Genomic DNA, 21,192 nt, shown 5'->3' on the forward strand with positions numbered 1-21,192 from the left:
GGCGGGACGAACCCCCGCCGGTCAGCATTCTCGTCCGCCACCGGGGCGCCCCGCGGGGTACGATCCCGCGCTCCGGCCGTTCCGGGCGGGGCACGGGCGGGGCACGGGCGGGGTGCTCACCGGCGGGTGAGCTTGAGTGTGAGGTTGTCCCGGCTGTCGGACTGCCCCTGGACGGTGAGCAGTTCGCTGGTGATACCGGCTTCGGTGAGGTGGCGCAGGAGCCGGGGCAGGGCGGGGTAGGGGTTTCGCGCGGAGTCGTTGAGCGGGTGGACGCGCACGTCCGCGGCGACGCGGACGAGTTCCCGGATCGCGGTGAGGTGGAAGGCGACGTCGAAGTGCCGGGGATAGGTGAAGAGGAGAAAGCCCGATACCGCGAGGGTGAAGGAGTCGTCCGGGAAGGGCAGGCGGGGCAGGGACAGGGCGCGGTAGTCCCCGCTGGTTGCGGCCCGGTCGCGCCGGAAGTCGTCGAGGAAGGTGGCGGCGGCCGTGTTCCAGCGGTGGGCGTGGGTCCACTGGCCGGCCCCGTCCAGGGGGAACCGGTCCGGCTGTGAGGCCGTCCACGCGCGGACCCGGGCGAGGTCGCGCTCGACCGCGCGTGCGAGGTCCGAGGGGCTGTGGCTGTAGACGGGGTCGGCGCTGACGGCTGTCCCGCCGAGGGTACGGACCGTGGCGGCGAAGTCGCTCGCGCCGCCGGGGCAGTCCAGAACCGGACCGGCGAGCAGGTCATCGGTGCTCAGGGCGAACTGCGCGACGCAGTCGGTGGCGGGACGGGCCGTGATGACGATGTCACCGATGGCGGACGCCCCTGGAGTGCTGCTCATGTCCGTGCTCTCCGCTGTGTCGGCTCACGCGGGCGGTGGCGGTGCCGGGCCCGCACCTGCCGGAGCGGGGTGCGGGCCCGGACTCCGGCTATTCGACCACGGCGTCGGCCACGGCGCGGGAGTCGGCGAGGAACCGGGCGACCTCGGCTGGGGGAGTTCGGCGCGGGAGGCGGCGGCGGTGGCGGATGAGTCCGTCGGTGCTCCGGACGTCGACGGAACGCAAGGCTCTCCTTCCCCGGGGCCTCCGGCGGGAGGTACGGGGCCGGCACCCCGCCCCCGCGCTGTGGACACAACCCGGCTCCACCAGGGGAAGGAACGACCGGCGCCCCCCACCACGCGCGCACATCAGTGACCGGCCCCGAGATGCCGGCGCGGTCGGTCGCCGGACTCGGCGCGCAGGGCCAGCCGGCGGTACTCGCCGGGTGTCATTCCCTGGGCGGTTCGAAAGCTCCGGCTGAACTCGGATGCCGTGAGGCACCAGCGAGCGGCGATTGCCTGGATGGGTTCGCCGGCCCGGCGCGGGTCGCCGAGGTCGGTACCGGCGCGTTCCAGCCGCTGCCGCCGGATCAGGGTCCCCACGGTGACGCCCTCGTGCCGGAAGACGCGGTGCATGTAACTGGTCGAGATGTGGTGCGCCGCGGCGACCTCGGCGGGGGAGAGGCGGGGATCACCCAGGTTCCGCTGGATGAAAGCCCTGATCCGCAGCGCGGTCGTGACCCGGCGGGTGTGCTGCGGCAGCGCGCTGTCGTTCTCCACCGCCTGGGCCAGCGCGGTCGCCGCGAGGTGGGCGATCACCGCCCCGAGCCCCGGTCCGTCCGCGAGCCCGTACTCGGGAAGGTTGCGCACGAGCCGCCGCAGCAGACTCGCCAGCAGGCCGCCCACACCCTGGTCGTCCGGGATGGGCAGCCCCACCGAGCGGTCCGCGAGCCGCCGGGGCAGGGGCAGCACGGCCTTGGGCACCTCGACCCCGATCATCAGTATCCGGCCCCGCTCAGCGAAGGAGCGGATCTCGACCGGCCGTGAGGAGTCGCAGGTGTGGAAGAGTCCGGGGCCCGCCCGTAACGACTTGTCGCGCCACTCGGCCACTCCCACACCCCGGAGCATCAGGGTCAGATGGTAGCTCTCGGGATCGGACTGCCGTATGAGCTTCTGGGGCCGGCGGAAGACCACGGGCGGGAAGGCGGCCGGCCACACCGTCACCTCCCCGAGCCTGATCACGCGCTGCCGCACCAGGAAGTCGTCGGAGTGGTCGCTGCGCAGCTCCAGGGGCGCGTGGGTACTGCTCAGCAGCTCACGCCAGTGGCCGAAGCGGTCCCGCGCGGCGATGTGACCGTTGGAGTACGCGGCCGTGGGCAGCGGGAGGGGTGGAGCCGGAGCGGAGCTGGTCCGGGACATGGTCGCGTCCTTCCGTCGTACGCGGTGGGCGGGGCGGTTCACGGCCGACGACGTGCTGGTCGATCCGCACGGGCGCAGGCGGTCCCCCGTCCGACGGGAGGAGAGAGCGGCCCGCCACGGCTGCGCCATGACCGCACGGCTGTCGGAGCCAAGCCTTCCCCGTCATCAACGGAGGGACTCTCTCCGGGCAGTTCCGCGGAACCTCGGGCTCGGCGGCGCGGGCGCGGCGACGTGGATGGGGTCCCTCCGGGAGGGGGAATCACGCGGATGCCGCCGCGGCCGCCGGGTGGCGAGGACCGCGCGGGCGGCGACAGCGGCCCGCCGGCGCGTCCACAGCGAACGCTGGGCGGCGGAGAACCCGTGGTCGGCGCGGTGCCAGATCATGATCAAGCACGGTGGCGGGCATGGCTCCGCGCGCAAGCGGCCACGGACGTCGTCGTCGATTCCCCGTACGGGGTACGGAGCCGGACGGATGGTGTGTGCCGGACTCCTGGGGACAGCGCGGCCTGGCTGCGGTTCCCCGTCGCGGCGAACCTGGTGGCCGGAGGGCGGCCGGCCCCGCGTACCCAGATCCCGCACCGCTCCACCGCTCCACCGCTCCACCGCCACACCGCCTCGCCCGCCGCGCGCTGCGGCCGGGGCGACGTGCCGACGTGCCGACGACGCACCGAGGAGTCTCCATGAGCAGCCGCACCGATACCACGACCTGGAACGCCGGGGCCCTTGACCAGATCCTCTCGAACGGCGAGGCGCTTCCCGTCCTGTTCGCCCAGGCCCGCGTCCTGACCACGGACCCGCTGATCGGGACCGTGACCGGCGCCGATCTGCTGCTCGTCGGCAGGCTGCTGGCGGGGGTCGGCCCCGGCATCACCGCCGCAGCCGACGACAACGCCATCGTCGTCGACTGCACCGGACTGACGATCGCCCCCGCCGTCGTGGACGCCGTGGCACTGACCGCGGGCCGTGGCCGGCGTTCCGAGTACTCCGCGACTCCGGCACCGGGGAACACCGCCGACCTCCTGGTGCTGTCCGACGAACTCGCCGCCGACGCACCGAGCGCGCTGACCGCGCTCCTGACGAGGCCCGAGCAGATCCGCGCGCTCGTCGCTGCCGGGCGTCCGGTCCTGTGGTCCGGTGCCGAGGTCCCCGGACGGGCCACCGCACCGGAGACGGACATCCCGGCCGCCCGGGAACCCACCGGCGATCCGCGCGTCGGCGTCTGGACCGACCGCGCCGGCTTCCCGCGCCAGGAACTCACGCCGGACGGCCGCTACGACGAGACCAGGGGCGGACGCCCCCACGCCTACCGGGGCCGCCACTGGATCGACGGCGACCGCATCGACTACCTGGACGATCTCGGCTTCTACGGAGTGGGAAGCTCGCCGTCCTTCGACCTCGCCCCGCGTGTTCGCGCGGTCGTGCTCCCGGCTCGCGTGCCCGCTCAGCCCGGCCTCTCGGCTGCCGCGCTCTGGGCCAGCGCCACCTGTCCGAGTGCTCTCTTGAAGGCGGCGTAGGTTTCCTCGCCCAGCGACTGCGCGTGCCGTTCCTCGATCGCGCGCATGATGGCGCCGGCCGTCTCCATCTGGAGTAGACCGCGTTCGGTGGGGCGGACCAGTTTGGCGCGGCGGTCGGCGGGGTCCGGGACACGTTCGACGTAGCCGAGGCGTTCCAGATCGTCGACGAGTGTTCCGACCACCTGCTTGTGCCGGCCGGACAGACGGGCCAGTTCACTGGCGCGGATGCCCTCGGGGCGCAGATGGGCCAGAACGGCCCCCGAGCGCGGCAGGATGTCGTCGAAGCCCCGCTCGGCGAGCGTGGCGAACAGTTCACGCTGGACGGAGAACAGCACCCGGGCGGCGAGCACCCCCAGATCCGGTCCCGGTTCTGTCTGCCGGTCGCCGGTCATGCCCCACGCCCTCCCTCTTCCGTCCTGTCTCCGCCGTCCCCTTCACGGCGGTCCGACCGGCGAGTTTAGCCGCCGGACCGCCCCGCGCCCCGCGCCGCTCCAACTCCCGCTTGCCAGAAGGGTGATGGTCGCCTAGATTCAAAGTCGTCACTGAAATTGACTATCACGATTAGTGACTAAAACGTGAGGGGAAGATCATGAGTGAGCGCGGCAGGTACCTGGAGCCGGTCACCCGCGAGAACGCCGCTGTCGTTCTGGTGGACCATCAGGTCGGTCTGCTCTCGGGCGTCCGGGACATCCCGGTGGCCGAGCTGAAGCACAATGTGGCGGCGCTGGCGCGGGCCGCGACCGCGCTGGGCATCCCGCTGGTGGTGACGACCACCGCGGCCGACAGCATGTGGGGGCCCACCGCCCCCGAACTGGTCGAGGCCCTTCCCTCCGGGCAGGAGATCATCGACCGCGGCTCCGTCAACGCCTGGCACGACGACCGGGTCCGCGAGGCCGTCGAGGCCACCGGCCGCCGGAAGCTGATCTTCGCCGGGGTGTCTCTGGAGGTGTGCGCGGCCCTGCCCGCGTACGCCGCCACCGCCGCGGGCTACGACGCCTACGTGGCGGTGGACGCCTCCGGCACCTTCAGCCCGGCCAAGCGGGAGGCCGGGCTGGCGCGCATGCAGCAGGCGGGCGTCATCCCCAGCGACTACGCCACCCTCATCGTCGAGGCTCTCGGGGACAACGCCGCGCCCGAGGCGGGTGCTGTCTACGCCGCGCTCGACATGCCGTTCGCCGTCCTGGTCGGCCAGATCGCGGCCGCCCACCGGTCCTGACGCCGCGACGAACGGCTCCGCTCCACTCGGGTACTCCCGTCCCGTGGGCGCGGAACGCCGGAACGCCGGGCCTCGTGCGCGGCGCGTCAGGCTCCGGCGGGCGGGGCGGGCGGGGCGGGCGGGGCGGGCGGGGCGGGTTCCGGGAAGGTGACGCCGGTCAGTTCCTCCGAGACCGCCCACAGGCGCCGGGCCGCCACCGGGTCGCTGGCCGCGGCGGAGCGGCCGACGAGGGTCGGACGGCCCCGGATCTCGCCCCGGCCGTCCGGGCCGGCGTAGCTCGCGCCGGGGAGGTCCTGGGTGGCGGCGTACAGGGTCGGCAGCGCGCCGGCCCGGCTGTCCTGGGCGACGATCCGCATCGCGGCGCGGCTCAGGGCGCTGCCGCGGCGGCGCTGCAGGTTCGTGGCGGCCCAGCCGGGGTGCGCGGCCAGGGCCCGCACGGGTGAGTGCGCGGCGGCGAGGCGCCGCTGGAGTTCCAGGGTGAACAGCAGGTTGGCCAGTTTGGACTGGCTGTACGCCGCCCTCGGCCGGTACTCCCCGGTCAGTCCGAGGTTGTCGAAGCGGATGCGCGGTGTGCCCGGTTTCCTGTGCGCCTCGGAGGAGACGGTCACCACCCGGTCGGTGATGTGCGGCAACAGCAGGTTCGTCAGGGCGAAGTGGCCCAGGTGGTTGGTTCCGAACTGCGTCTCGAAGCCGTCCTTGGTCCGGGACTCCGGGGTGCCCATCACGCCCGCGTTGTTGACGAGTGTGTGCAGGGTGCCCCGCCAGGCGGCGGCGAACGCGCGCACGGAGGCGAGGTCGGCCAGGTCGACGCGGCGTACTTCCACGCTGCCGTCGACGTCCGCGGCCGCGGCCTCGCCGCTCTCGGGGTTCCGTACCGCGAGCACCACATGGGCGCCCGCGCCGGCCAGCGCCCGGACGGTGGCGAGGCCGATCCCGCTGTTGCCCCCGGTGACGACGGCGGTGCGACCGCGCTGGTCGGGGATGTCGGTGATGTTCCACGGGCCGGGTGCGGCGTGGGGTGTGGTGGTCATGTCTCCGAGTGTGGGCAGCGTCCACATTGTTGTCAACGACAACAATGTGGATTCGGTCAACCATGTGGTCGGTGCGCACACGGCCGTTAGACTCGCCGCCATGCAGTCCCGCACCCGCCCCTACCACCACGGAGACCTGCGCGCGGCCCTGCTGGCCCGCGCCGAGGAGACCCTCGGGGACCGGGGGCCGGCCGCCTTGTCGCTGCGCGAACTCGCCCGCGACCTCGGCGTCAGCCACAACGCGCCCAGCCGCCACTTCAAGGACAAGGAGGCGTTGCTCGACGCGCTCGCGCTGGGCGGTTACGAGCGGATGACCGAGACCATGCTGGCGGCGCGGAGGGGCGCGGGGGAGTCGTGCCGCGAGAAGCTGGAGGCCGTCGCCCGCGCCTATGTGGGCTTCAGCAGGGAGAACGCCGCGCTCCTCGACCTGATGTGCTCGGTCAGGAAGGACGCGCGAGCCTCGGCGGCCCTGCTGGAGGCCGGCCGGCGCTGGGCCGAGCTGATCGAGGGTCTGATGCGGGAGGGGCAGCGCCAGGGTGAGGTGCGCGAGGGGCCCCTGGAGTGGATCGGAGTCCCGGTCTTCGCGGCCCTGCACGGCTTCGCCGGCCTGGCCGCGACCGGCATGATCCCCCCGGAGGCCGCGGAGCGCGGGCTGGACGAGGCGATCGCGTTCATCCTGCGGGGCTGCGCACCGGACGGACGGGCCTGACCGTCACTCACCCCGCCACCCCCGTGACGGCGCCGGACCGACCCGCCCCCGGCCCCAGGTGACCTCGATATCCGGACAGGGGCCGGGCTCGCTGCTGAGCCCGGCCCCTGTCCGGATGGACGGCTGTCCTCGACCGTGACGGCGGCGGAGGTCTCAGGGTCTCTCGCCGGGTGACCCGTCACGTTCTCCGCCGAGTGGTTCATTCCCTTTCGGGCACCGAATGGATGAAGCTGATCGTGCGGGAACGCATACCCACACGGCGTCGCTCGATCATTTCCTCCACCGGGGGGTCGAAAGGCCCGCGGATCGGTTTGCTGTGCAGCTTCACCGCGCAGTCGAGATCGGTGCAGAGGAGAAGGCCCACCGTGTTGAGGCGTTTGCGCTTGTCCCGGGACGGGCGTCGAGCGGTGAAGAGGGAGACCTCGTTGAACCGGCGGGTGAACCGGCACAGGTCGCACATCATCGCGCGCGAGCTGTGCGCCGCGTTGTTCGGGGCCTGCCGCAGCAGCACTCCCCGCGCCTGGTCGTCGGCCTCGGTGACGAGGTAGGCGCGTTGGGGGGAGCGCATGTCCCGCCATCCGAGATAGTCGATCCGGTCCCACCGGACGTCGTCGAACCAGGCGGGCAGCCGGACCTTGCTGCCGGTCCCGTCCGGGTTCACGATCGAGCCGCGTATCTCCTCCCTGGTCATCGGGCGCATGGCAGCTCCCGGCGAGTTGCCCGCGCGCGGATGGACATGTCGGTGGGGGAGGTGGGCGGAAGGGGTGGGAGGGTCCTTGGGGTACTGGACACCCGGTGCTCCTTGCTGAGGAATCCGTCATGACAGCAAGAGCAGGCCGAGCGGCTCGACAGAGAGGCCCATCCGCTCGGCGCGACAGGCGCGCGGGCTGAGAGGTGTGGGCTGGTTCAGGGCACCGGAGGTTCACGTCCGGTCCGCCGTCCGGCAGGGACGGCGTCAGGAAGACGGACGGCTACGCGGTGTGGCGAGGCGCGCTCGGCGCGGGCCGAAACATAAAAATCCCTCTTCCAGGGCGCGGCGGGCCCAGAGCAGATCGACGGAACTCCGCCAGATTAACCACCCCTCCCGGAGCGGTGGCAACCGATTTACCGGCCCCTTCTCCCTTCTGCGGCGAGCGGGGACATCTGACCCCGGTGGGGCTCGGCGGCGCCGGGCCCGGGTGGGCAGAGTGGTCGCCCCCGTCCGCCGATGGCGCGCGGGAGCCGCTCGGCACGGTGGCGCGGAGCCGCCGGCCGGTCTGGCGGTGACGCGAAACGGTTCCCGAACACCCCGGCGGGAAGTGGCCGGAATGGGATGGGGCGCTCGGTGCGCCACGATCCCGGGGCGCCGGGGGAGCGGACGCCGCCGAGCCTCGCCCGGTCGACTGCTCCCGGGGCCGCCGACCGGATCATCGAGGTGTTCCGGCGCGAGCCCGCGAGCCCGTGCACGGCTCCGGACGGGGGTGTGCGGGCGGTCGTCCGTACCGGCGTGTCCATGCCGAGTGCGACAGAGGCATCGGGGAAGACCTCCGGTCGCATCGATCCGCCCGGCCTCGCCGCGCCCAGGGCCGGTGACACGGCCGCGCCCGGCCGTGGACCGCCGCCCCCGAGGACCGGCCCGCCACCCGGCCGGTCCTCCTGCCGCCCCCGGTGGACCTCCGGCTCCCGGTGCCTCTCCCGCCCCGGTGGACCTTCCGCGCCCGGTGTCTCCCCCGGGGCGACCTCCGCCCGTGGGCCTCTCAGGCTTCCCCGCCGCGTCCCTGTGCGTTCCCGCGCCGCCGGCGGGCTCGCTCGGCGATCCCGCCGGCGAGCCTGTCCTTCACCGAGCCCGCCCGGTCCAGCGTCTCGCTGCCGAGGTTCCTGGCGGCGCCGACCCCCTTCGCCCCGGTCTCCAGCGCCCTGTCCCTGGCCTCCGTGGCCGCCTCCACCCACCGTCTCGCCTCCGGGGACCGGTGACCGGACTCGATCCCCAGCCGTCCGCGGAACTCCTGGACGCCGGCCGCCACATGGTTGCTCGACCGCACCACGGCCGGGGACTTGGCCGGGTGCAGCAGCACCTTCGCGTTGGCCGTGCCGGCCGCCGCGTCCATCCTGGCCACCAGATGCCCGGTGATCCGCGCGATGTGATCCAGCCGGTCCTGCCGGGCCGCCCTCAGCCCGAGGCGATGCCCGTTCAGCTCCTCCGGTGACGCGTCCCGTACCCGGTCGAGTTCGAGCACGGCGATCGCGTCCTGGAGCTGGAAGCAGCGGGCCAGAACGGCGAGCCACTCCCGGACCGCGGACTCGGCGTCCCCGGCCGCCGCGGCGAGATCACCGATCCTGGTCTTCCGCTCCAGCTTCTCCGCCGTCGCGTCGAGCTGGCGCAGGGCGTACGCCTGGGTCTCCGCGACCGCCGCCGGCGCGGCCTGCACCTTCGACCAGGTGACCTCGTCGACCCTGCCACCCCTCTTCTCCCGGATGGTCATGGCCTCCTCGATGACGAAGCCCACTCCGACCATGCGGGCCACCACGGAGTCCTTCTGGGCGCGCAGCACATCGTCGACCTTCTCGTCGATCGTGGCGAGATAGTCGGTGATCTCGTCCATGGCCTGCTGCATCGCGACCTGCGCCATGATCCTCGCGGCGCCGGCGAGCATCGCCGGATCGGCCGGAAGCGCGCGGCTCCCCCTCACGAACTCGACGAATCCCCTGACCTGGCCCTTGGGCCCCTTCACCACCCCCGTGCCGAGCCCCGTCCCGGCACTCTCCCGCAGCCCGTACTTCTTGACGAGCCGGGCCGAATCCGGAGTCAGCTTCACCCACCGGGCGGATTCGGCGGCCATCTCCGAACCCGCCTCCGCGATGGCCGCCCCCGCACCGACGGCGGACGTGAACCGCCGCGGTCCGAGGTCCTTCGACGGCAGCCCCTCCGAGACGAGGAAGCGGTCGACATCCGCCGCACTCCCGATGACCGCCAGGCCATCACCGTCACTGATCAGCTGAATCTCGTGGTCCATCGCCCCGCCCGCTCCCGAAGTGGACTGTCGGCGTCGAGAGTAGCCGGGTCCCGCCCGGCGCCCAGCGGTCCGGCTCCCCGCCCCGGCGGGGAGCCGGTCGGGCTGACGGGGAGCCGCGTTCCGGTGGCGGCGGAGGCCCGCCGGGGACCGGGTCCCCCCGGGGCCACTACCAGGAGCGGTGGAACCTCAGGTGGTTGCCATTGCGCTCGAACCAGCCGTGGAAGCCCCAGTTGATCCAGCCCGCGTCACCGTGGTTCGTGAACTCCCCGGACTCGAAGATCCACAGTCCGAAGTAGACATGGCCCCAGCGCACATTGGCGTAGACGGCGGTGCCCTGGAAGCGGTCGGTGTAGTTCTGGCTCAGGTTGTGCAGCACGACGTTGTGCCGGCCACCGGCGTTGTGGAACGCCTTGCTGACCGCCTCCTGCACGAAGGTCTGGCGGTTGTTGGTCTGGATGTTGCGCAGGGCGTCGGCGATCGCCTGGCCCCGGCCCAGATGGTCCATGGAGACGGAGACCGTCACGGCCACGGCCCGGGTGGAGGGGGGCTGGGCCGCCGTGGTCGCTGAGGGGGTGAGTGCGGTCGTGGCCGTGGCCGGGGCGGCGGGACGCTCCGCCGCCTGCGCCGGGAGCGCGGCGGCCCCCGTCAGCGCGAGGACGGCCAGGAAGGTCGAGGCGAGGGCGGTATCGCGGCGCATGAGGGAGATTCCTGTTCTGCCGGGGCCCGGGCCGGGGCCGGAGGGTGAGGGATGTGCGTTCGCCGGGGATCGGTGTGCGCGGGACCGGGGGTCATCAGGGACGGCGGAAGTTCACATGGTTGCCGTTCTGCGTGAACCAGCCACGGAAGCCCCAGTTGATCCAGCCGCCGTCGCCGTGGTTCGTGAATTCACCGGATTCGAAGACGAACACCCGGTAGGTGCCGTGAATTCCGCTGACCCTGGCGTCATAGACCAGACCGTGCAGATTAAAGCTGAATCCATTGGAGTTGTTGATGACCATGACGTTGTAGTGCTGGCCGTTCTCGTAGAAGAGGCCCTCCATCAGGGACTTCACATATCCCGGACGGTTCTGGTTCTTCTCGATGGCATTGCGGACGATGGTAATGATCTTCGCGGTGGAGTCGACGATCGACTTGATGACCTCGACCTGCGGGGCACGCACGCCCACCTCGCCCGGCGTCACTTTCTGGGCCGCGACCGGCTTGGGCTGCGGAGCGGGCGCCGTGGCGGCGTAGGAGGCGGTGGCGGGCAGCAGGACGCCCGCCGCGGTGACCGAACTGGCGATCATCAGAGCGATGCGCTTGCGGTTGATGGCCATGGCATTTCTCCCTTTCGTGATGCCGGGGCTCGTGAGCCGGCCTGGTGCGGCGTCAACGCCGAGCCCCCGTCCGCCCGTTCTCTCAGCGGCTGGCCATAAGTTTTCCCGTCCACCGGCGACGAGGCCAATAGATCGTGCTGATGGCACCCATCACGCGCACTGATGCGGGCCCCTGGATTTCTCCGATCGCGCCGGGAGCGAATCGCCGGTGTCGCCCGCCGGGAAATGCGGCCCCGTATGGATTGCGGTCCTTTCGACGCGCTCCGGGGATATCGCGGCGGGCGCCCGTTCCCCGGCTGCCGCGCTGCGACCCCGGCCGTGGCGCTGTGGCGCCGGCTGCCGCGCTGTGACCCCGTCCGGCGGGCCGTCGCTCCGCCGGACGGGGTACCGACTGGCCCTGCCTGTTGCCCGCCGAAGCGATGACAAACGGTGGAATCAGGCCAATCGGGCGGTGGTCCCGGCCCCTGCCCACGCGCGCACGCCGCCGCTCGCGGGCGCCCTGCTCATCCCGGGGGGACGTGTGCGGGCAGGGTGAGGGACGGATGGACCGGCCGCTCCTGCGCGGAGGGCCCGGCGGAGAGACGGCGCAGCAGGTCGTCGCGCCGCTCCAGAGCCCGGGCGGTGGCCGGGAAGAGCACGGAGTCGCCCACGCCCACGCGGTCCTGATGGGCGGTCACGAACGCACGGGTCTCGCGCTCGTAGGCGGCGAAGCCCGCGTCGTGGTTCCGGCCGGCCAGGGAGGCGGCGAGCATGTACGCGCCGACGAGCGCGAGGCTGGAGCCCTGGCCGGTGAGGAACGAGGGCGCGTACGCCGCGTCGCCCACCAGCGCGACCCTGCCGCTGGACCAGCGGGGCATACGGATCTGGGTGACCCCGTCGAAGAACAGGTCATCCGCCTCCCGCAGGGCGGCGAGCATCCCCGGGACCTCCCACCCCGCGCCGGCGAAGACGCCGGCGACCAGCTCCCGCTGGGCCGCCGTGCTCCGGAGCGCCTCGGACGGCGGCTCCGGGTGGGCGAAGACCAGGAGGGCGTGCACCGGGTCGCCGCCCCCCACGGCGTAGAGCGCCGCCGCCCTGCCCGGGGTGTTCCACATCAGCGTCTCGTGGGAGAGCCCGAAGGTGTTGGGGAGGGTGAATCCGGCGAAGCGGTAGCCGAGATACCGGTGGAACCGCTCCTTCGGGCCGAAGACGGACGCGCGGGTGCGCGAGTGCGCTCCGTCCGCGCCGACCACCATTCCGAAGGTACGCGTACCGCCCCCTCGGAAGGTGACATCGACCCCGTCGCCGGAGTGCTCGACGGTTTCGAGGGAGTCGTCGAACAGGAACTCCACATCGTCGCGGACCGCCGCGTGGAGCGCTGCGGTCAGATCCCCGCGCCGCACCTCCAGGTCGTGTCCCGCGACACCGCCGGTGAGGGCGTGCGGATCGACCGAGGCCACCTCGCCGCCGTCCCGGTCCAGGAAGGTCATCCGGCGCAGGTCGATGTGCGCGTCCCGCAGCCGCGGCAGGATGCCCATCCTCCGGACGACCTCCAGCGCGGTGCCGCGCACATCGACGGGGTAGCCGCCGTGGCGCGGCGCGCCCGCCTTCTCGACCACCGTGACCGCGAAGCCGCGGCGGTTCAGCCAGAACGCGAGGGCGGGCCCCGCGATACCCGCCCCGGAGATCAGGACCTCGCGCCCCGGCGCGGTGCGGCGGTTCCCCGGCGGATCGGTGCGGTTCATTCCCTGACTCCTCGGCTCATGGCACGGGCGACCGGAAGGGAGAGCGCCGTGACGACGGCGGCGGTGACGAGGCCGGCGGTGAAGGCCGATTCGGCCGGCACCTCCGACCCGGGAGGGGTCCCGGCGGTGAGGATCGCGCCGCTGAGCTGCACCCCCACGGCGTAACCCACCACACGCGTCACCAGTACCAGACTGGTGGCGATGCCGGTGTCGCCCCGGTCCACGGACAGGGCGGTCCCGGCCACCATCGCCGTCACGCACAGGCCGTTGGCCAGCGAGATCAGCGCCTTGCCGACGGCGAGGTGCCAGAGTTCGCTGTGCACGGCCGCCAGACCGGTCAGCGCGGTGACCATGACGACGATCCCGGCGGTCACCACGGCGCGCGAGCCGAGGCGCCGCGCCCCGATCCCGCTCAGTGGCCCGGCGAGCGAAGCGGCCACGGCGCCGGGCAGCAGGACGAGGCCGATCCGGGTGGCGTCCGCCCCGAATCCGTACCCGTCCCCGGACACCGCGAGGAGCTGCGGGACGAGATGGACGGCCACCCCGGTGCCGGCGCACAGCACGAACGTCAGCAGGCACGACCTCCACACCGCCGGCCGCGCCAGCAGCCGCAGATCCACCATCGGTGAGGCGGCGCGGCGCTCGACGGCCACCCATCCGGTCGCGAAGGCGGCCAGAACCACCAGGAAGGCGCCGAGCACCAGGGGCCGGGCGACGATGCCGGCCGCCAGCGCGAGTCCGAGCATCAGCGTGACCAGGGTCCCGCTCAGCAGGACCAGGCCGGGCCAGTCGAACCCCGTATCGTCCGGCCGGTCCTGCGGGTCCCGTGGCATCAGCCTGTTCACCAGCAGGGTGCCCCCGGCGACCGCGATCGTCGGCAGCGCGAACATCCAGTGCCGGGACAGCTCCTCCGCCACCGGCCCGGCCGACAGTGTTCCCGCCATCGCGCCCCCGACGAACAGCCCGCTGACCACCCCGATGGCCACCTTCGCCTCGCGCGCGGGGAGGTGCCGGCGCACCAGGATGAACGACAGGGGGAGCGCGCCCACCATCGCCCCCTGGAGGACCTGGCCGAGCAGCAGCACCGGCAGGTTCGGCGCGAGCGAGGACACCAGACCGCCGGCGCAGACCACCGCCATCAGCCGGATCAGTACCCGTTTCCCGCCGTAGCGGTCGCCGAACCTGCCCGCGACCGGGGTGACGAGCGCGCCGGTGACGAGGAGCGTGATGCTGAGTAACGCCCCTTCGGCGGGGCTCATGTCCAGCTCGCGCTGGAGCAGCGGGAGCGTCGGCGTCACCACCGATTCCAGGGCGCCGGTGGCGACCGCCAGCAGGCCGAGGGCCCGGACGGCCGGCCTGCCGATGTGGACCGGTGGGGGTGGGAGGGCGGTGGTGGTCATGGACGTCCTTTCCGTCGGCATCGCGCGCCCGGCGCCGGCGCGGTGGCCGTGCCGCGCGGTCCGCGCGGTGCACGCGGTGCGATGGACGCGGTGCGGTGTACGGGTCTGTGTGGAGCGCGCGGTGCGGGTGTGCGTACGGCTGTGCGTGGTCCTCGGCGGGCACGGCCGCGGGCCGCCCGGCGGGGCGGACCCGGTCAGCCGTGACCGGGGTGGCGCGCACAGCTCCGCCCGGTGGAGCGGGCGGAGCCATGGGGTGCGCATCCACCGGAACTACACTACACCGTGCAGTGTAATTCGGTTAGGATGAACCCATGCCGACCACGAAGACACTGCGCGAGGGGTCCACGCCGAAGCGGGCCGCCATCCTCGCGGCGGCCCGGGAACTGTTCCTCTCCGACGGCTTCGACCGCTCCAGCGTCGACGCGGTCGCCGCCCGGGCGGAGGTGTCCAAGCGGACGGTGTACGACTACTTCGGCGACAAGCAGACCCTGCTGAAGGCGGTCGTCGACGCGGCCGGCCAGTCACTGATCACCACGATCCGGCGCACTCTCGACGACACCCTCGCCGACCCCGTCGAGGACGCCGGCCTCGAAGACGCCCTCGTCGCGTTCTCGATGCGGATCGCGACCGACATGCTCGGCTCGGCGGAGTACGCGGCGCTGCAACGGCTGGTCCGGGCGGAATCCGGCCATCTGCCCCACCGGGGCTACAACTCCATGGCCGACACCCCCGACGAGGCGCTCGCCGAGCGGTTCGCCGCCTTCGCGGCGGCCGGGCTGCTCGACATCCCCGATCCCCGGCTCGCGGCCGACCAGTTCATCGCGCTGACCTTCGGCGTCGCGCTCAACCGGCTCGGCTCCGCGAACGCCGCGGCGGACACCCGCGTACGGCCCCTGGTCGTGGCGGGGGTGCGGACCTTCCTCCGGGCACACCGGCCCGGACGGGGCTGAGGCCCACAGCCCCGGGACGGTACGGAAGAGGGGCAGCCGGAGCGCCGGCTGACGGTCTGTCCGGGCCGTCCCGCCGGGGTGGAGCGGGGCGCGGCGGAGGGTCGTGGTGCAGGATGGACCCATGTGGGAGGGGACAGTCGGCCGGCTCTTCGGGCGACGGGAACGGATCACGCGCTCCGGGAGTCCCGGGCGCGCGGAGCACGCCGGGACCGAAGCCGCGATCACGGCGTTCGGGATCGAGCTGGACGAGCACACGTTCGCGCCGGGGCAGCCCGGCGCCACGGACGGGATGCGGGACGACCTGCGGCGGGCGCTCGACGCGTACGACGAGGCCAAGCGGGAGTTCGCCGGGGCCGGCGAGCACGGCCGGGACGCCGTACTCGGCGCGCTGCGCGCCCTGGACACCGGGCGGCACGCGCTCGCCTGCCTCGACGCGCGCCTCGCCGGACGGGAACCCCCCGAGCGGCTGCCGCTCTGCTTCTTCGACCCCCGGCACGGCGTCTCCACGACCCGGGTGCTCTGGACGCCGGAGGGCGGGGCCGCCCGGCCCACAGCCGTCTGCGCCGCCGACGCCGCACGGCTGGCGGACGGCCTGGCCCCGATGGGCGCACCGCCGACCCCGCCGCCCGCCGCGCCGGGGACGCGCGAGCGGGGAGCCGTACCGGCGTCGCCGTGGGACGCCGTGCGCCGGCGTCCGCGCCTGCGGATGTCCGGCAGCGGGCGGCCCGGGCCGGTGGCACCGGACCGGGAGGACCGGCCGCACGGCCGCGAGACCAGCGGCGGCCGGGGCCGCGCGGGAACGCCCGGCGTCGTCCTCCCGGTCGTCGGCGAGCCCGCCGTGCTCCTCTTCCGCACCGAGCGCCCGGTCCGGGTCACCGTGGTCTTCAAGCCGCCGCGCTCGTCCGACGCGCTCCGCACCTACACCGTGGGGGACGGCTCCGAACCGGCCACCGCCCTGCTGCCGCTGGTCCGGGCCGGCGACAGGAGCGTGATCCGGTTCTCCGTCACCTTCCCCGACCACGAGCGCACCGACTGGTGGGCCCGCTCCGAGGGGCTCGACGCCGTGGCCGATGTCGACGTGTCCGCCGAGGGGCGCGGCTACGCCCTGCTGCGCTACACCGGCCCGGCGGGGCGGATCGCGATTCTGCGCCACCGGGGACGCGGCTCCGTTCTCCTCCAGGCGCTCGACGCCGGGCTGCGGGAGGGAGAGGTGATCGTCCGGGGCAAGGGGGACACCGCCGCCGCCTTCGAGTGGCCGGGGCCGGGCTACTACCAGATACGGGCCCGTGGCGCCTGGGACATCGGGGGAGCTGACTGACCGGGCGCGGCCAGTCCGCTCCCCGTACGACCCGATCGCCCGCCCCGGGGACCGGCGCCGGAGGTCCGCCCCGGCGCGGACCCCGGCCGCACCGGATTGCCGTCGGGACGGTGGTGTCGTTCCCGCCCGCGCGGGGGAGGGAGCACGGTTGAGGGGCCCGTACACACGGCGGACGAGGACGAGGAGCATGGCGCATGACGTTCACACGCTGGGAGGACCGGTCCGTCATCGTGACCGGGGGGACGCGCGGCATCGGGCACGGTATCGCCGAGCTGTTCGCACGGCAGGGGGCGGCCGTGCTGCTCACCGGCCGCGACGGTGCGAACGCCCGGACGGTCGCCGGTGAGCTGTCCCGCGCCACCGGTGGACGGGTCGCGGGGATGGGCGTGGACCTGCGGGACCCGGAGGCCATCGAGGGGATGGCCGCCGAGGCCGCGCGTCTGCACGGGGGCATCGATGTGCTCTGCGCCAACGCCGGGATCTTCCCGGAGAAACCACTGCGCGACATGACCGCCGACGATGTGGACGAGGTCCTGGACGTCAACCTCCGGGGCGGCATCCTGGCCGTCCGCGCCTGTCTCCCGGCGATGGAGCGCGCCGGCCGGGGCCGGATCGTCCTCACCTCGTCGATCACCGGCCCCGCCACCGGCTACGCGGGCTGGTCCCACTACGGGGCGAGCAAGGCGGGCCAGGTGGGGTTCCTGCGCGGCGCCGCCCTCGAACTGGCGCCGCACGGCATCACCGTCAACGCCGTCCTGCCGGGCAATGTGCGCACCGAGGGCCTCGTCGAGCTGGGCGAGGAGTACCTCCGCGGCATGACCGCCTCGATTCCGCTGGGCCGGTTGGGCGAGACCTCGGACATCGCGCACGCGGTCCTCTTCCTCGCCTCCGACGAGGCCGCCTTCATCACCGGCCAGACCCTCACCGTGGACGGCGGCCAGACGCTGCCGGAGTCCCTGGACGCCCTGGCCCCGCCCCGGCCGGAGTCCCTGGACGCCCTGGCCCCGCCCCGGCCATGACCCGGACGACCCTAACCACCCTGACGACCCTAACCACCCTAACCACCCTGACGACCCTGACGACCCGGCCCGCCGGAGTCAGTCGCCCGGGTCGTCCGGCACCACATGGACGGCGGCCTCCTCGGCGGACGCGGCCGCTCCGGAGATGCCCTCGTCGCGTGCCACGAGATCCTTCTCCTCGTCCTCGTGGGCTCCTTCGTCGGGGGCCACCAGCCGCCCGGCGCGGCGGTCGCCCACCTCGTCGTCGCGGCGTTCCCCGTCCGTGTCGGAGGTGTCACCGATGCCGTCCCCGTCCTGCGGGCCGTCCCACTCCTCCGGCTGCTCCTCCGCGAGCCGTCGATCCAGTGACTCGCCCTCGCGCTGCTCCCGGGCGGTGGTGCCCCAGTGCTCGACGCCCAGCGGCCGTTCCGGCGGGGACCAGCCCTCGTCGTAGGGGTCGGCGCCCCGGTCGATGAGGGTGTCCTCCGGGTCGAGGACTCCCTCGTCGTCGGGGACCTCGTTGTCGTCCGGGGACTCGGGCTGATAGACATCGTCGCCCCTGGCCCCTTCGGGCTCCTGGTCGTCGGCCATGACTCTCCTCCTTCGCCCCGGCCCCTGGGTCGTCTCTTTCGGATCGTGCCGGGCTCGCGAGCCCCGGCACCGCGCCTCGCCGCGTTGCCGTCCCTCGCCGACGCTCCGCGTGGGCTCCCTCCTCCGCCTCGCGATCCACGGCACCGGACCCCCCCGCTCACCGATCCGGCCCGATCCGAAAGAAACTCCCTAGGACGACCACAGCACACGACCCACCGGGCCGCATCCGCGCGGCCCGGCCGGCGGCGGCACCGCTCACAGCCCGCCCAGGCCCGCCACCCGCTCCCGGACCAGTGCCGCCGCCTGCCGGAGGGCGGCGGCCTCCGTCTCCTCCAGCTCCCACTCGACCGCGCTCAGCGCTCCCTCCGCGTCCATGGCGACGGGAACCCCCACACTGACGTCGCGCAGACCGTACTCGCCCTCCAGGGCCATGGAGGCCGTCCACCCCACCGGCCCTCCGGAGACCCGGTGAGCCTCCCGGGACGGCCCGCGCGTGAGGTCCCGGATCATCCGTGCCACTCCCTCGGCCGTGGTCCACGCCGTGGTGCGGGGCACGTCGAGCCGGCTCCACTCGGCGTAGAAGCCGCGCAGGCTGGTGAGGACGGACTGCCGCTGCGGGGCGGAGAGGTGTACGCGCCGGCCGTTCACCCGGATGCGGCCGAAGAGCGGAACGAACGCGTCCCCGTGCTCGCCGACGACCCAGGCCGTGGTGGACGCCGCCGTCGCGCCGAGCACCCGGGCCGTGGCCACCCGCAGGCGCAGGCTGTCGTTCCAGGAGTAGCCGAGAATCCTGGTGCGGTCGATCTGCGCATGGCGCCGCAGCCACTGGCTGAACACATCGATCGGGTTCGTCACGACAATGACGTGGCCACGCCACTCAGAGGAGATCTTGGCGATCTCGCGGAAGTAGGGATGCACGATCTCCGCGTTGCCGGCCGTCGACTCCGCGCGCGGCGCCCAGGCGGTCAGCGGGACCGACGCGGCGATGACGACGATGTCCGAGTCGTGGAAATCCCCCGTGGTTCCGTGTCCGACCCGTGGTGCGCGGCCCAGCGGCGCGAGCGACTCGGCGTCCATCAGCAGACAGCCGATGGACTCCGGGCTGCGGCCGATGAGCGCGATCTCGTAGGGGTCGCGGGCCGTGAGGAGCAGATGGGCGAGGGACGCCCCCACCCCGCCCGCCGCACCGACGATCGTGACCTTGGCGGGTTTCACCGCGATCGCACCGACGTCGCCTCGCGCCCGGCCCGGGCGCGGACGGCCACCCAGCCGAAGGAGCACGTCGGGTGGGTGGTCCGCCCGCTGAGGCGCTCGAAGTCGGCGAGGAGGCCGGGGCCGGACCACGAGGTCCGCGAGGGCCGGGCCGCCTCGACGGTGGAGCGGTAGAGCCGGCCCCAGGCGGAGTCACCGGTGTAGAAGGGCACCTCCATCGTCACGTCACGGAGGTCGAGTCCGCTGCGCTCCACGGCCCGGGGCAGCCTGCGGCCGAGCCGGAAGTCGATTCCCTCGGTCTGTCCCCAGCGGCACCAGGCCGACCAGAAGCGCTGATGCTCGGGACCGGCGAAGACGGCGGCGCTGGCGTCGGGTTCGATCAGGACCAGCGCACCGTCCGGCCTCAGGGCGCGCGCCAGGCGCTCCACCACCGACTCCCAGCGCGGCAGATGGTGCAGCAGGGCCCGGCAGGTGATCACATCGAAGGCGTCGCGGGGCAGTTCGTCCGTGAGGACGTCGAGTTCGCGCACGGACAGGTTGGGGCGCCGCAGGTCCCTCAGGAACGACAGATTGATGTCGGTGGCCAGGACATGCCCGTCCGGGCCGACCTGATCGGCCATCCACCCGGCGATGGTGCCGGTGCCCGATCCGAGTTCCAGGCAGCGCTGTCCCGGGCGCAACCCGGCCGCTCGCAGGGCCCGTTGGTGCAGGGGGTCGAGCAGGCGCGCCAGCAGCAGCAGACGGTCGCGTTCGGCCGAACCCGAGCCGGCGAAGACATAGGGGTGGGCCACCGTGCCCTCCGGGGGGAGTGCGCTCGTCATGAAGGAGTCCTCTCTCGCTGAGTCGATACCTCGGGGGAGGGGCCGCGGGGGTGGGGCGCGTGCCGCGGACGACCGGTCCTCGCCGGCGGCCGGCGCGGCCCCTCGCCGGCCGGCGGGCCGCCGTACGGGGGTCAGGCGGTGGTCCCCGCCCCCGCGACATAGGAACCGGAGGCGGCGGTGATGATGAGCCCGGCGACCGCGGCGGGCTTGGACATGTACACGGCGTGGCTGCCGCCGGTCTCCACCATCGCCGAACCGGCCCGCTCGGCCATGGCGCGCTGGGCCGGCGGAGGGATCATGCGGTCGCCGGTGGCGACCAGATAGAAGCTCGGCCTCTTCTGCCAGGCGGGCCGGGCGACCGCCCCGCCGAGGGCGTCCACACCCCAGGGCACCTGGGAGTCGGCCAGGAACCGGGCCTCGTCGGCGGGCAGATCCCCCGCGAAGGACGCGGCGAACCTCTCCCGGTCGAGGAGGAGGTGTCCGCCGACCGGAGGCAGGATCGGCGGGACCGGCGCACCGGCCGGGGGATCGGCGATCAGGGTGCTCACGGACTCGCCCCTGTCGGGTACGAACGCCGCGATGTAGACGAGCGCGGCGACGTTCCCGTGGTTGCCCGCCTCCGAGATCACCGCGCCGCCGTAGGAGTGCCCGACCAGGACGGCCGGGCCGTCCTGGGCATCGAGGACGAGGTGGGTCGCGGCGACATCGCCGGCGAGGGAGAGCGTGGGGTTCTGGACGACGCTCACGCGGTAGCCGTCCGCGCTGAGCAGCCGGTGGACCCCCTTCCAGCCGGACCCGTCGACGAATCCGCCGTGGACCAGGACGATGTTCCGGATGTGCGCAGGGGTGCTCACGATGGGTCAGCTCCTTGGGGTGTTCCTCGCCCGCGGGCCGGCGACCCGGTGCTCCGGGGCACGCGGGGGAGAGGGGTGATGGTGGTGGGTGCTCACCGGACCGGGTGGTCGGTGGCCGGGTGTCCGCCGGGCCGGGGGAGCCGGGCCGGGTGGGTGTCTGTCGTACTGGGCGGGCCGGGCCGGACGGGTGCTCACCGGACCGGGTGCTCGGTGGCCGGGTGTCTGCCGGGCCGGGGGAGCCGGGCCGGGTGGGTGTCTGTCGTGCTGGGCGGGCCGGGCCGGACGGGTGCTCACCGGACCGGGTGGGTGTCTGGCGGGCCGGGGGAGCC

21 protein-coding genes are annotated in these 21,192 nt (G+C 73.5%); 6 read left to right on the top strand and 15 right to left on the bottom strand.

The features are described from left to right. Positions 1 to 116 precede the first annotated feature (116 nt). The 3 genes from ABT122_RS06160 to ABT122_RS06170 all read right to left on the bottom strand — a co-directional run bounded on the left by ABT122_RS06160 (position 117) and on the right by ABT122_RS06170 (position 2,216). On the bottom strand, positions 117 to 821 hold the full coding sequence (locus tag ABT122_RS06160) for a class I SAM-dependent methyltransferase (RefSeq protein WP_351546105.1): 705 nt from the start codon (positions 819 to 821) through the stop codon (positions 117 to 119). Positions 822 to 909: 88 nt separating this feature from the next. After that, the gene (locus ABT122_RS06165; RefSeq protein ID WP_351546108.1) at positions 910 to 1,044 is read right to left on the bottom strand and encodes a hypothetical protein; all 135 of its coding nucleotides are present in this window, start codon (positions 1,042 to 1,044) and stop codon (positions 910 to 912) included. Positions 1,045 to 1,166: 122 nt separating this feature from the next. Next, complete coding sequence (locus ABT122_RS06170) at positions 1,167 to 2,216, bottom strand: AraC-like ligand-binding domain-containing protein (RefSeq protein ID WP_351546111.1); 1,050 nt, start codon at positions 2,214 to 2,216, stop codon at positions 1,167 to 1,169. A gap of 680 nt (positions 2,217 to 2,896) precedes the next feature. On the opposite strand from ABT122_RS06170, the gene ABT122_RS06175 reads away from it, so the two are divergent. Then, entirely contained in the window at positions 2,897 to 3,730 is an 834-nt protein-coding gene (locus ABT122_RS06175; RefSeq protein WP_351546113.1) for an Atu4866 domain-containing protein, read from the top strand. Here the strand turns inward: ABT122_RS06175 and ABT122_RS06180 are convergent. Continuing rightward, positions 3,658 to 4,122, bottom strand: coding sequence for a MarR family winged helix-turn-helix transcriptional regulator (locus ABT122_RS06180; protein ID WP_351546115.1), 465 nt, complete (start codon positions 4,120 to 4,122; stop codon positions 3,658 to 3,660). The genes ABT122_RS06175 and ABT122_RS06180 overlap by 73 nt on opposite strands. Before the next feature lie 197 nt (positions 4,123 to 4,319). Between ABT122_RS06180 and ABT122_RS06185 the strand changes: the two genes are divergently transcribed. Beyond that, on the top strand, positions 4,320 to 4,946 hold the full coding sequence (locus ABT122_RS06185) for an isochorismatase family protein (RefSeq protein WP_351546118.1): 627 nt from the start codon (positions 4,320 to 4,322) through the stop codon (positions 4,944 to 4,946). Between the two features lie 86 nt (positions 4,947 to 5,032). On the opposite strand, the gene ABT122_RS06190 is transcribed toward ABT122_RS06185, so the two are convergent. Next, positions 5,033 to 5,977, bottom strand: a complete 945-nt coding sequence (locus ABT122_RS06190) for an oxidoreductase (RefSeq protein ID WP_351546121.1) — start codon at positions 5,975 to 5,977, stop codon at positions 5,033 to 5,035. Between ABT122_RS06190 and ABT122_RS06195 the strand changes: the two genes are divergently transcribed. Beyond that, on the top strand, positions 5,976 to 6,686 hold the full coding sequence (locus tag ABT122_RS06195; protein ID WP_351546124.1) for a TetR/AcrR family transcriptional regulator: 711 nt from the start codon (positions 5,976 to 5,978) through the stop codon (positions 6,684 to 6,686). The genes ABT122_RS06190 and ABT122_RS06195 overlap by 2 nt on opposite strands. Positions 6,687 to 6,885: 199 nt before the next feature. On the opposite strand, the gene ABT122_RS06200 is transcribed toward ABT122_RS06195, so the two are convergent. The 6 genes from ABT122_RS06200 to ABT122_RS06225 all read right to left on the bottom strand — a co-directional run bounded on the left by ABT122_RS06200 (position 6,886) and on the right by ABT122_RS06225 (position 14,119). Next, the gene (locus ABT122_RS06200; protein WP_351546127.1) at positions 6,886 to 7,386 is read right to left on the bottom strand and encodes an FBP domain-containing protein; all 501 of its coding nucleotides are present in this window, start codon (positions 7,384 to 7,386) and stop codon (positions 6,886 to 6,888) included. A gap of 1,036 nt (positions 7,387 to 8,422) precedes the next feature. Next, a complete protein-coding gene (locus ABT122_RS06205; protein ID WP_351546130.1) occupies positions 8,423 to 9,679 on the bottom strand; it encodes a hypothetical protein in 1,257 nt (418 codons plus the stop codon). A 166-nt stretch (positions 9,680 to 9,845) separates the two neighbouring features. Next, positions 9,846 to 10,376: a hypothetical protein gene (locus ABT122_RS06210; RefSeq protein ID WP_351546132.1), complete on the bottom strand. Its 531-nt coding sequence runs from the start codon at positions 10,374 to 10,376 to the stop codon at positions 9,846 to 9,848. A gap of 94 nt (positions 10,377 to 10,470) precedes the next feature. Then, positions 10,471 to 10,965: a stress protein gene (locus ABT122_RS06215; protein ID WP_351546135.1), complete on the bottom strand. Its 495-nt coding sequence runs from the start codon at positions 10,963 to 10,965 to the stop codon at positions 10,471 to 10,473. Positions 10,966 to 11,498: 533 nt separating this feature from the next. After that, on the bottom strand, positions 11,499 to 12,719 hold the full coding sequence (locus tag ABT122_RS06220) for an FAD-dependent monooxygenase (protein ID WP_351546138.1): 1,221 nt from the start codon (positions 12,717 to 12,719) through the stop codon (positions 11,499 to 11,501). Then, a complete protein-coding gene (locus ABT122_RS06225; RefSeq protein WP_351546141.1) occupies positions 12,716 to 14,119 on the bottom strand; it encodes an MFS transporter in 1,404 nt (467 codons plus the stop codon). Before ABT122_RS06225 ends, ABT122_RS06220 begins: the two co-directional genes overlap by 4 nt. 311 nt (positions 14,120 to 14,430) lie before the next feature. On the opposite strand from ABT122_RS06225, the gene ABT122_RS06230 reads away from it, so the two are divergent. The 3 genes from ABT122_RS06230 to fabG all read left to right on the top strand — a co-directional run bounded on the left by ABT122_RS06230 (position 14,431) and on the right by fabG (position 17,406). Next, entirely contained in the window at positions 14,431 to 15,069 is a 639-nt protein-coding gene (locus ABT122_RS06230; protein ID WP_351546144.1) for a TetR/AcrR family transcriptional regulator, read from the top strand. 121 nt (positions 15,070 to 15,190) lie between these two features. Continuing rightward, positions 15,191 to 16,387 (top strand): hypothetical protein, encoded by a 1,197-nt coding sequence (locus ABT122_RS06235; RefSeq protein WP_351546146.1) that lies wholly within the window; start codon positions 15,191 to 15,193, stop codon positions 16,385 to 16,387. 194 nt (positions 16,388 to 16,581) lie between these two features. Continuing rightward, on the top strand, positions 16,582 to 17,406 hold the full coding sequence (fabG, locus tag ABT122_RS06240) for a 3-oxoacyl-ACP reductase FabG (protein WP_351546148.1): 825 nt from the start codon (positions 16,582 to 16,584) through the stop codon (positions 17,404 to 17,406). Between the two features lie 78 nt (positions 17,407 to 17,484). Here fabG and ABT122_RS06245 read toward each other — a convergent pair whose 3' ends face one another. The 4 genes from ABT122_RS06245 to ABT122_RS06260 all read right to left on the bottom strand — a co-directional run bounded on the left by ABT122_RS06245 (position 17,485) and on the right by ABT122_RS06260 (position 20,863). Then, positions 17,485 to 17,976 (bottom strand): DUF5709 domain-containing protein, encoded by a 492-nt coding sequence (locus ABT122_RS06245; RefSeq protein ID WP_351546151.1) that lies wholly within the window; start codon positions 17,974 to 17,976, stop codon positions 17,485 to 17,487. A 255-nt stretch (positions 17,977 to 18,231) separates the two neighbouring features. Further along, positions 18,232 to 19,191, bottom strand: coding sequence for a lactate/malate family dehydrogenase (locus ABT122_RS06250; protein ID WP_351546154.1), 960 nt, complete (start codon positions 19,189 to 19,191; stop codon positions 18,232 to 18,234). Next, positions 19,188 to 20,009, bottom strand: a complete 822-nt coding sequence (locus tag ABT122_RS06255) for a class I SAM-dependent methyltransferase (protein WP_351546156.1) — start codon at positions 20,007 to 20,009, stop codon at positions 19,188 to 19,190. The genes ABT122_RS06250 and ABT122_RS06255 overlap by 4 nt, the downstream gene beginning before the upstream one ends. 131 nt (positions 20,010 to 20,140) lie before the next feature. Then, complete coding sequence (locus ABT122_RS06260) at positions 20,141 to 20,863, bottom strand: alpha/beta fold hydrolase (RefSeq protein WP_351546159.1); 723 nt, start codon at positions 20,861 to 20,863, stop codon at positions 20,141 to 20,143. Positions 20,864 to 21,192 lie beyond the last annotated feature (329 nt).

Source organism: Streptomyces sp. NPDC001985, from assembly GCF_040296845.1.
Lineage (GTDB): Bacteria > Actinomycetota > Actinomycetes > Streptomycetales > Streptomycetaceae > Streptomyces.

Excerpts from the sequence above, each read along its gene's own strand:
- ABT122_RS06195 (WP_351546124.1), top strand. The coding sequence starts at position 5,976 with ATGTCTCCGAGTGTGGGCAGCGTCCACATTGTTGTCAACGACAACAAT.
- ABT122_RS06175 (WP_351546113.1), top strand. The coding sequence starts at position 2,897 with ATGAGCAGCCGCACCGATACCACGACCTGGAACGCCGGGGCCCTTGAC.
- ABT122_RS06205 (WP_351546130.1), bottom strand. The coding sequence starts at position 9,679 with ATGGACCACGAGATTCAGCTGATCAGTGACGGTGATGGCCTGGCGGTC.
- ABT122_RS06185 (WP_351546118.1), top strand. The coding sequence starts at position 4,320 with ATGAGTGAGCGCGGCAGGTACCTGGAGCCGGTCACCCGCGAGAACGCC.
- ABT122_RS06255 (WP_351546156.1), bottom strand. The coding sequence starts at position 20,009 with ATGACGAGCGCACTCCCCCCGGAGGGCACGGTGGCCCACCCCTATGTC.
- ABT122_RS06245 (WP_351546151.1), bottom strand. The coding sequence starts at position 17,976 with ATGGCCGACGACCAGGAGCCCGAAGGGGCCAGGGGCGACGATGTCTAT.
- fabG (WP_351546148.1), top strand. The coding sequence starts at position 16,582 with ATGACGTTCACACGCTGGGAGGACCGGTCCGTCATCGTGACCGGGGGG.
- ABT122_RS06225 (WP_351546141.1), bottom strand. The coding sequence starts at position 14,119 with ATGACCACCACCGCCCTCCCACCCCCACCGGTCCACATCGGCAGGCCG.
- ABT122_RS06170 (WP_351546111.1), bottom strand. The coding sequence starts at position 2,216 with ATGTCCCGGACCAGCTCCGCTCCGGCTCCACCCCTCCCGCTGCCCACG.
- ABT122_RS06210 (WP_351546132.1), bottom strand. The coding sequence starts at position 10,376 with ATGCGCCGCGATACCGCCCTCGCCTCGACCTTCCTGGCCGTCCTCGCG.
- ABT122_RS06230 (WP_351546144.1), top strand. The coding sequence starts at position 14,431 with ATGCCGACCACGAAGACACTGCGCGAGGGGTCCACGCCGAAGCGGGCC.
- ABT122_RS06215 (WP_351546135.1), bottom strand. The coding sequence starts at position 10,965 with ATGATCGCCAGTTCGGTCACCGCGGCGGGCGTCCTGCTGCCCGCCACC.
- ABT122_RS06235 (WP_351546146.1), top strand. The coding sequence starts at position 15,191 with ATGTGGGAGGGGACAGTCGGCCGGCTCTTCGGGCGACGGGAACGGATC.
- ABT122_RS06190 (WP_351546121.1), bottom strand. The coding sequence starts at position 5,977 with ATGACCACCACACCCCACGCCGCACCCGGCCCGTGGAACATCACCGAC.
- ABT122_RS06200 (WP_351546127.1), bottom strand. The coding sequence starts at position 7,386 with ATGCGCCCGATGACCAGGGAGGAGATACGCGGCTCGATCGTGAACCCG.
- ABT122_RS06220 (WP_351546138.1), bottom strand. The coding sequence starts at position 12,719 with ATGAACCGCACCGATCCGCCGGGGAACCGCCGCACCGCGCCGGGGCGC.
- ABT122_RS06180 (WP_351546115.1), bottom strand. The coding sequence starts at position 4,122 with ATGACCGGCGACCGGCAGACAGAACCGGGACCGGATCTGGGGGTGCTC.
- ABT122_RS06160 (WP_351546105.1), bottom strand. The coding sequence starts at position 821 with ATGAGCAGCACTCCAGGGGCGTCCGCCATCGGTGACATCGTCATCACG.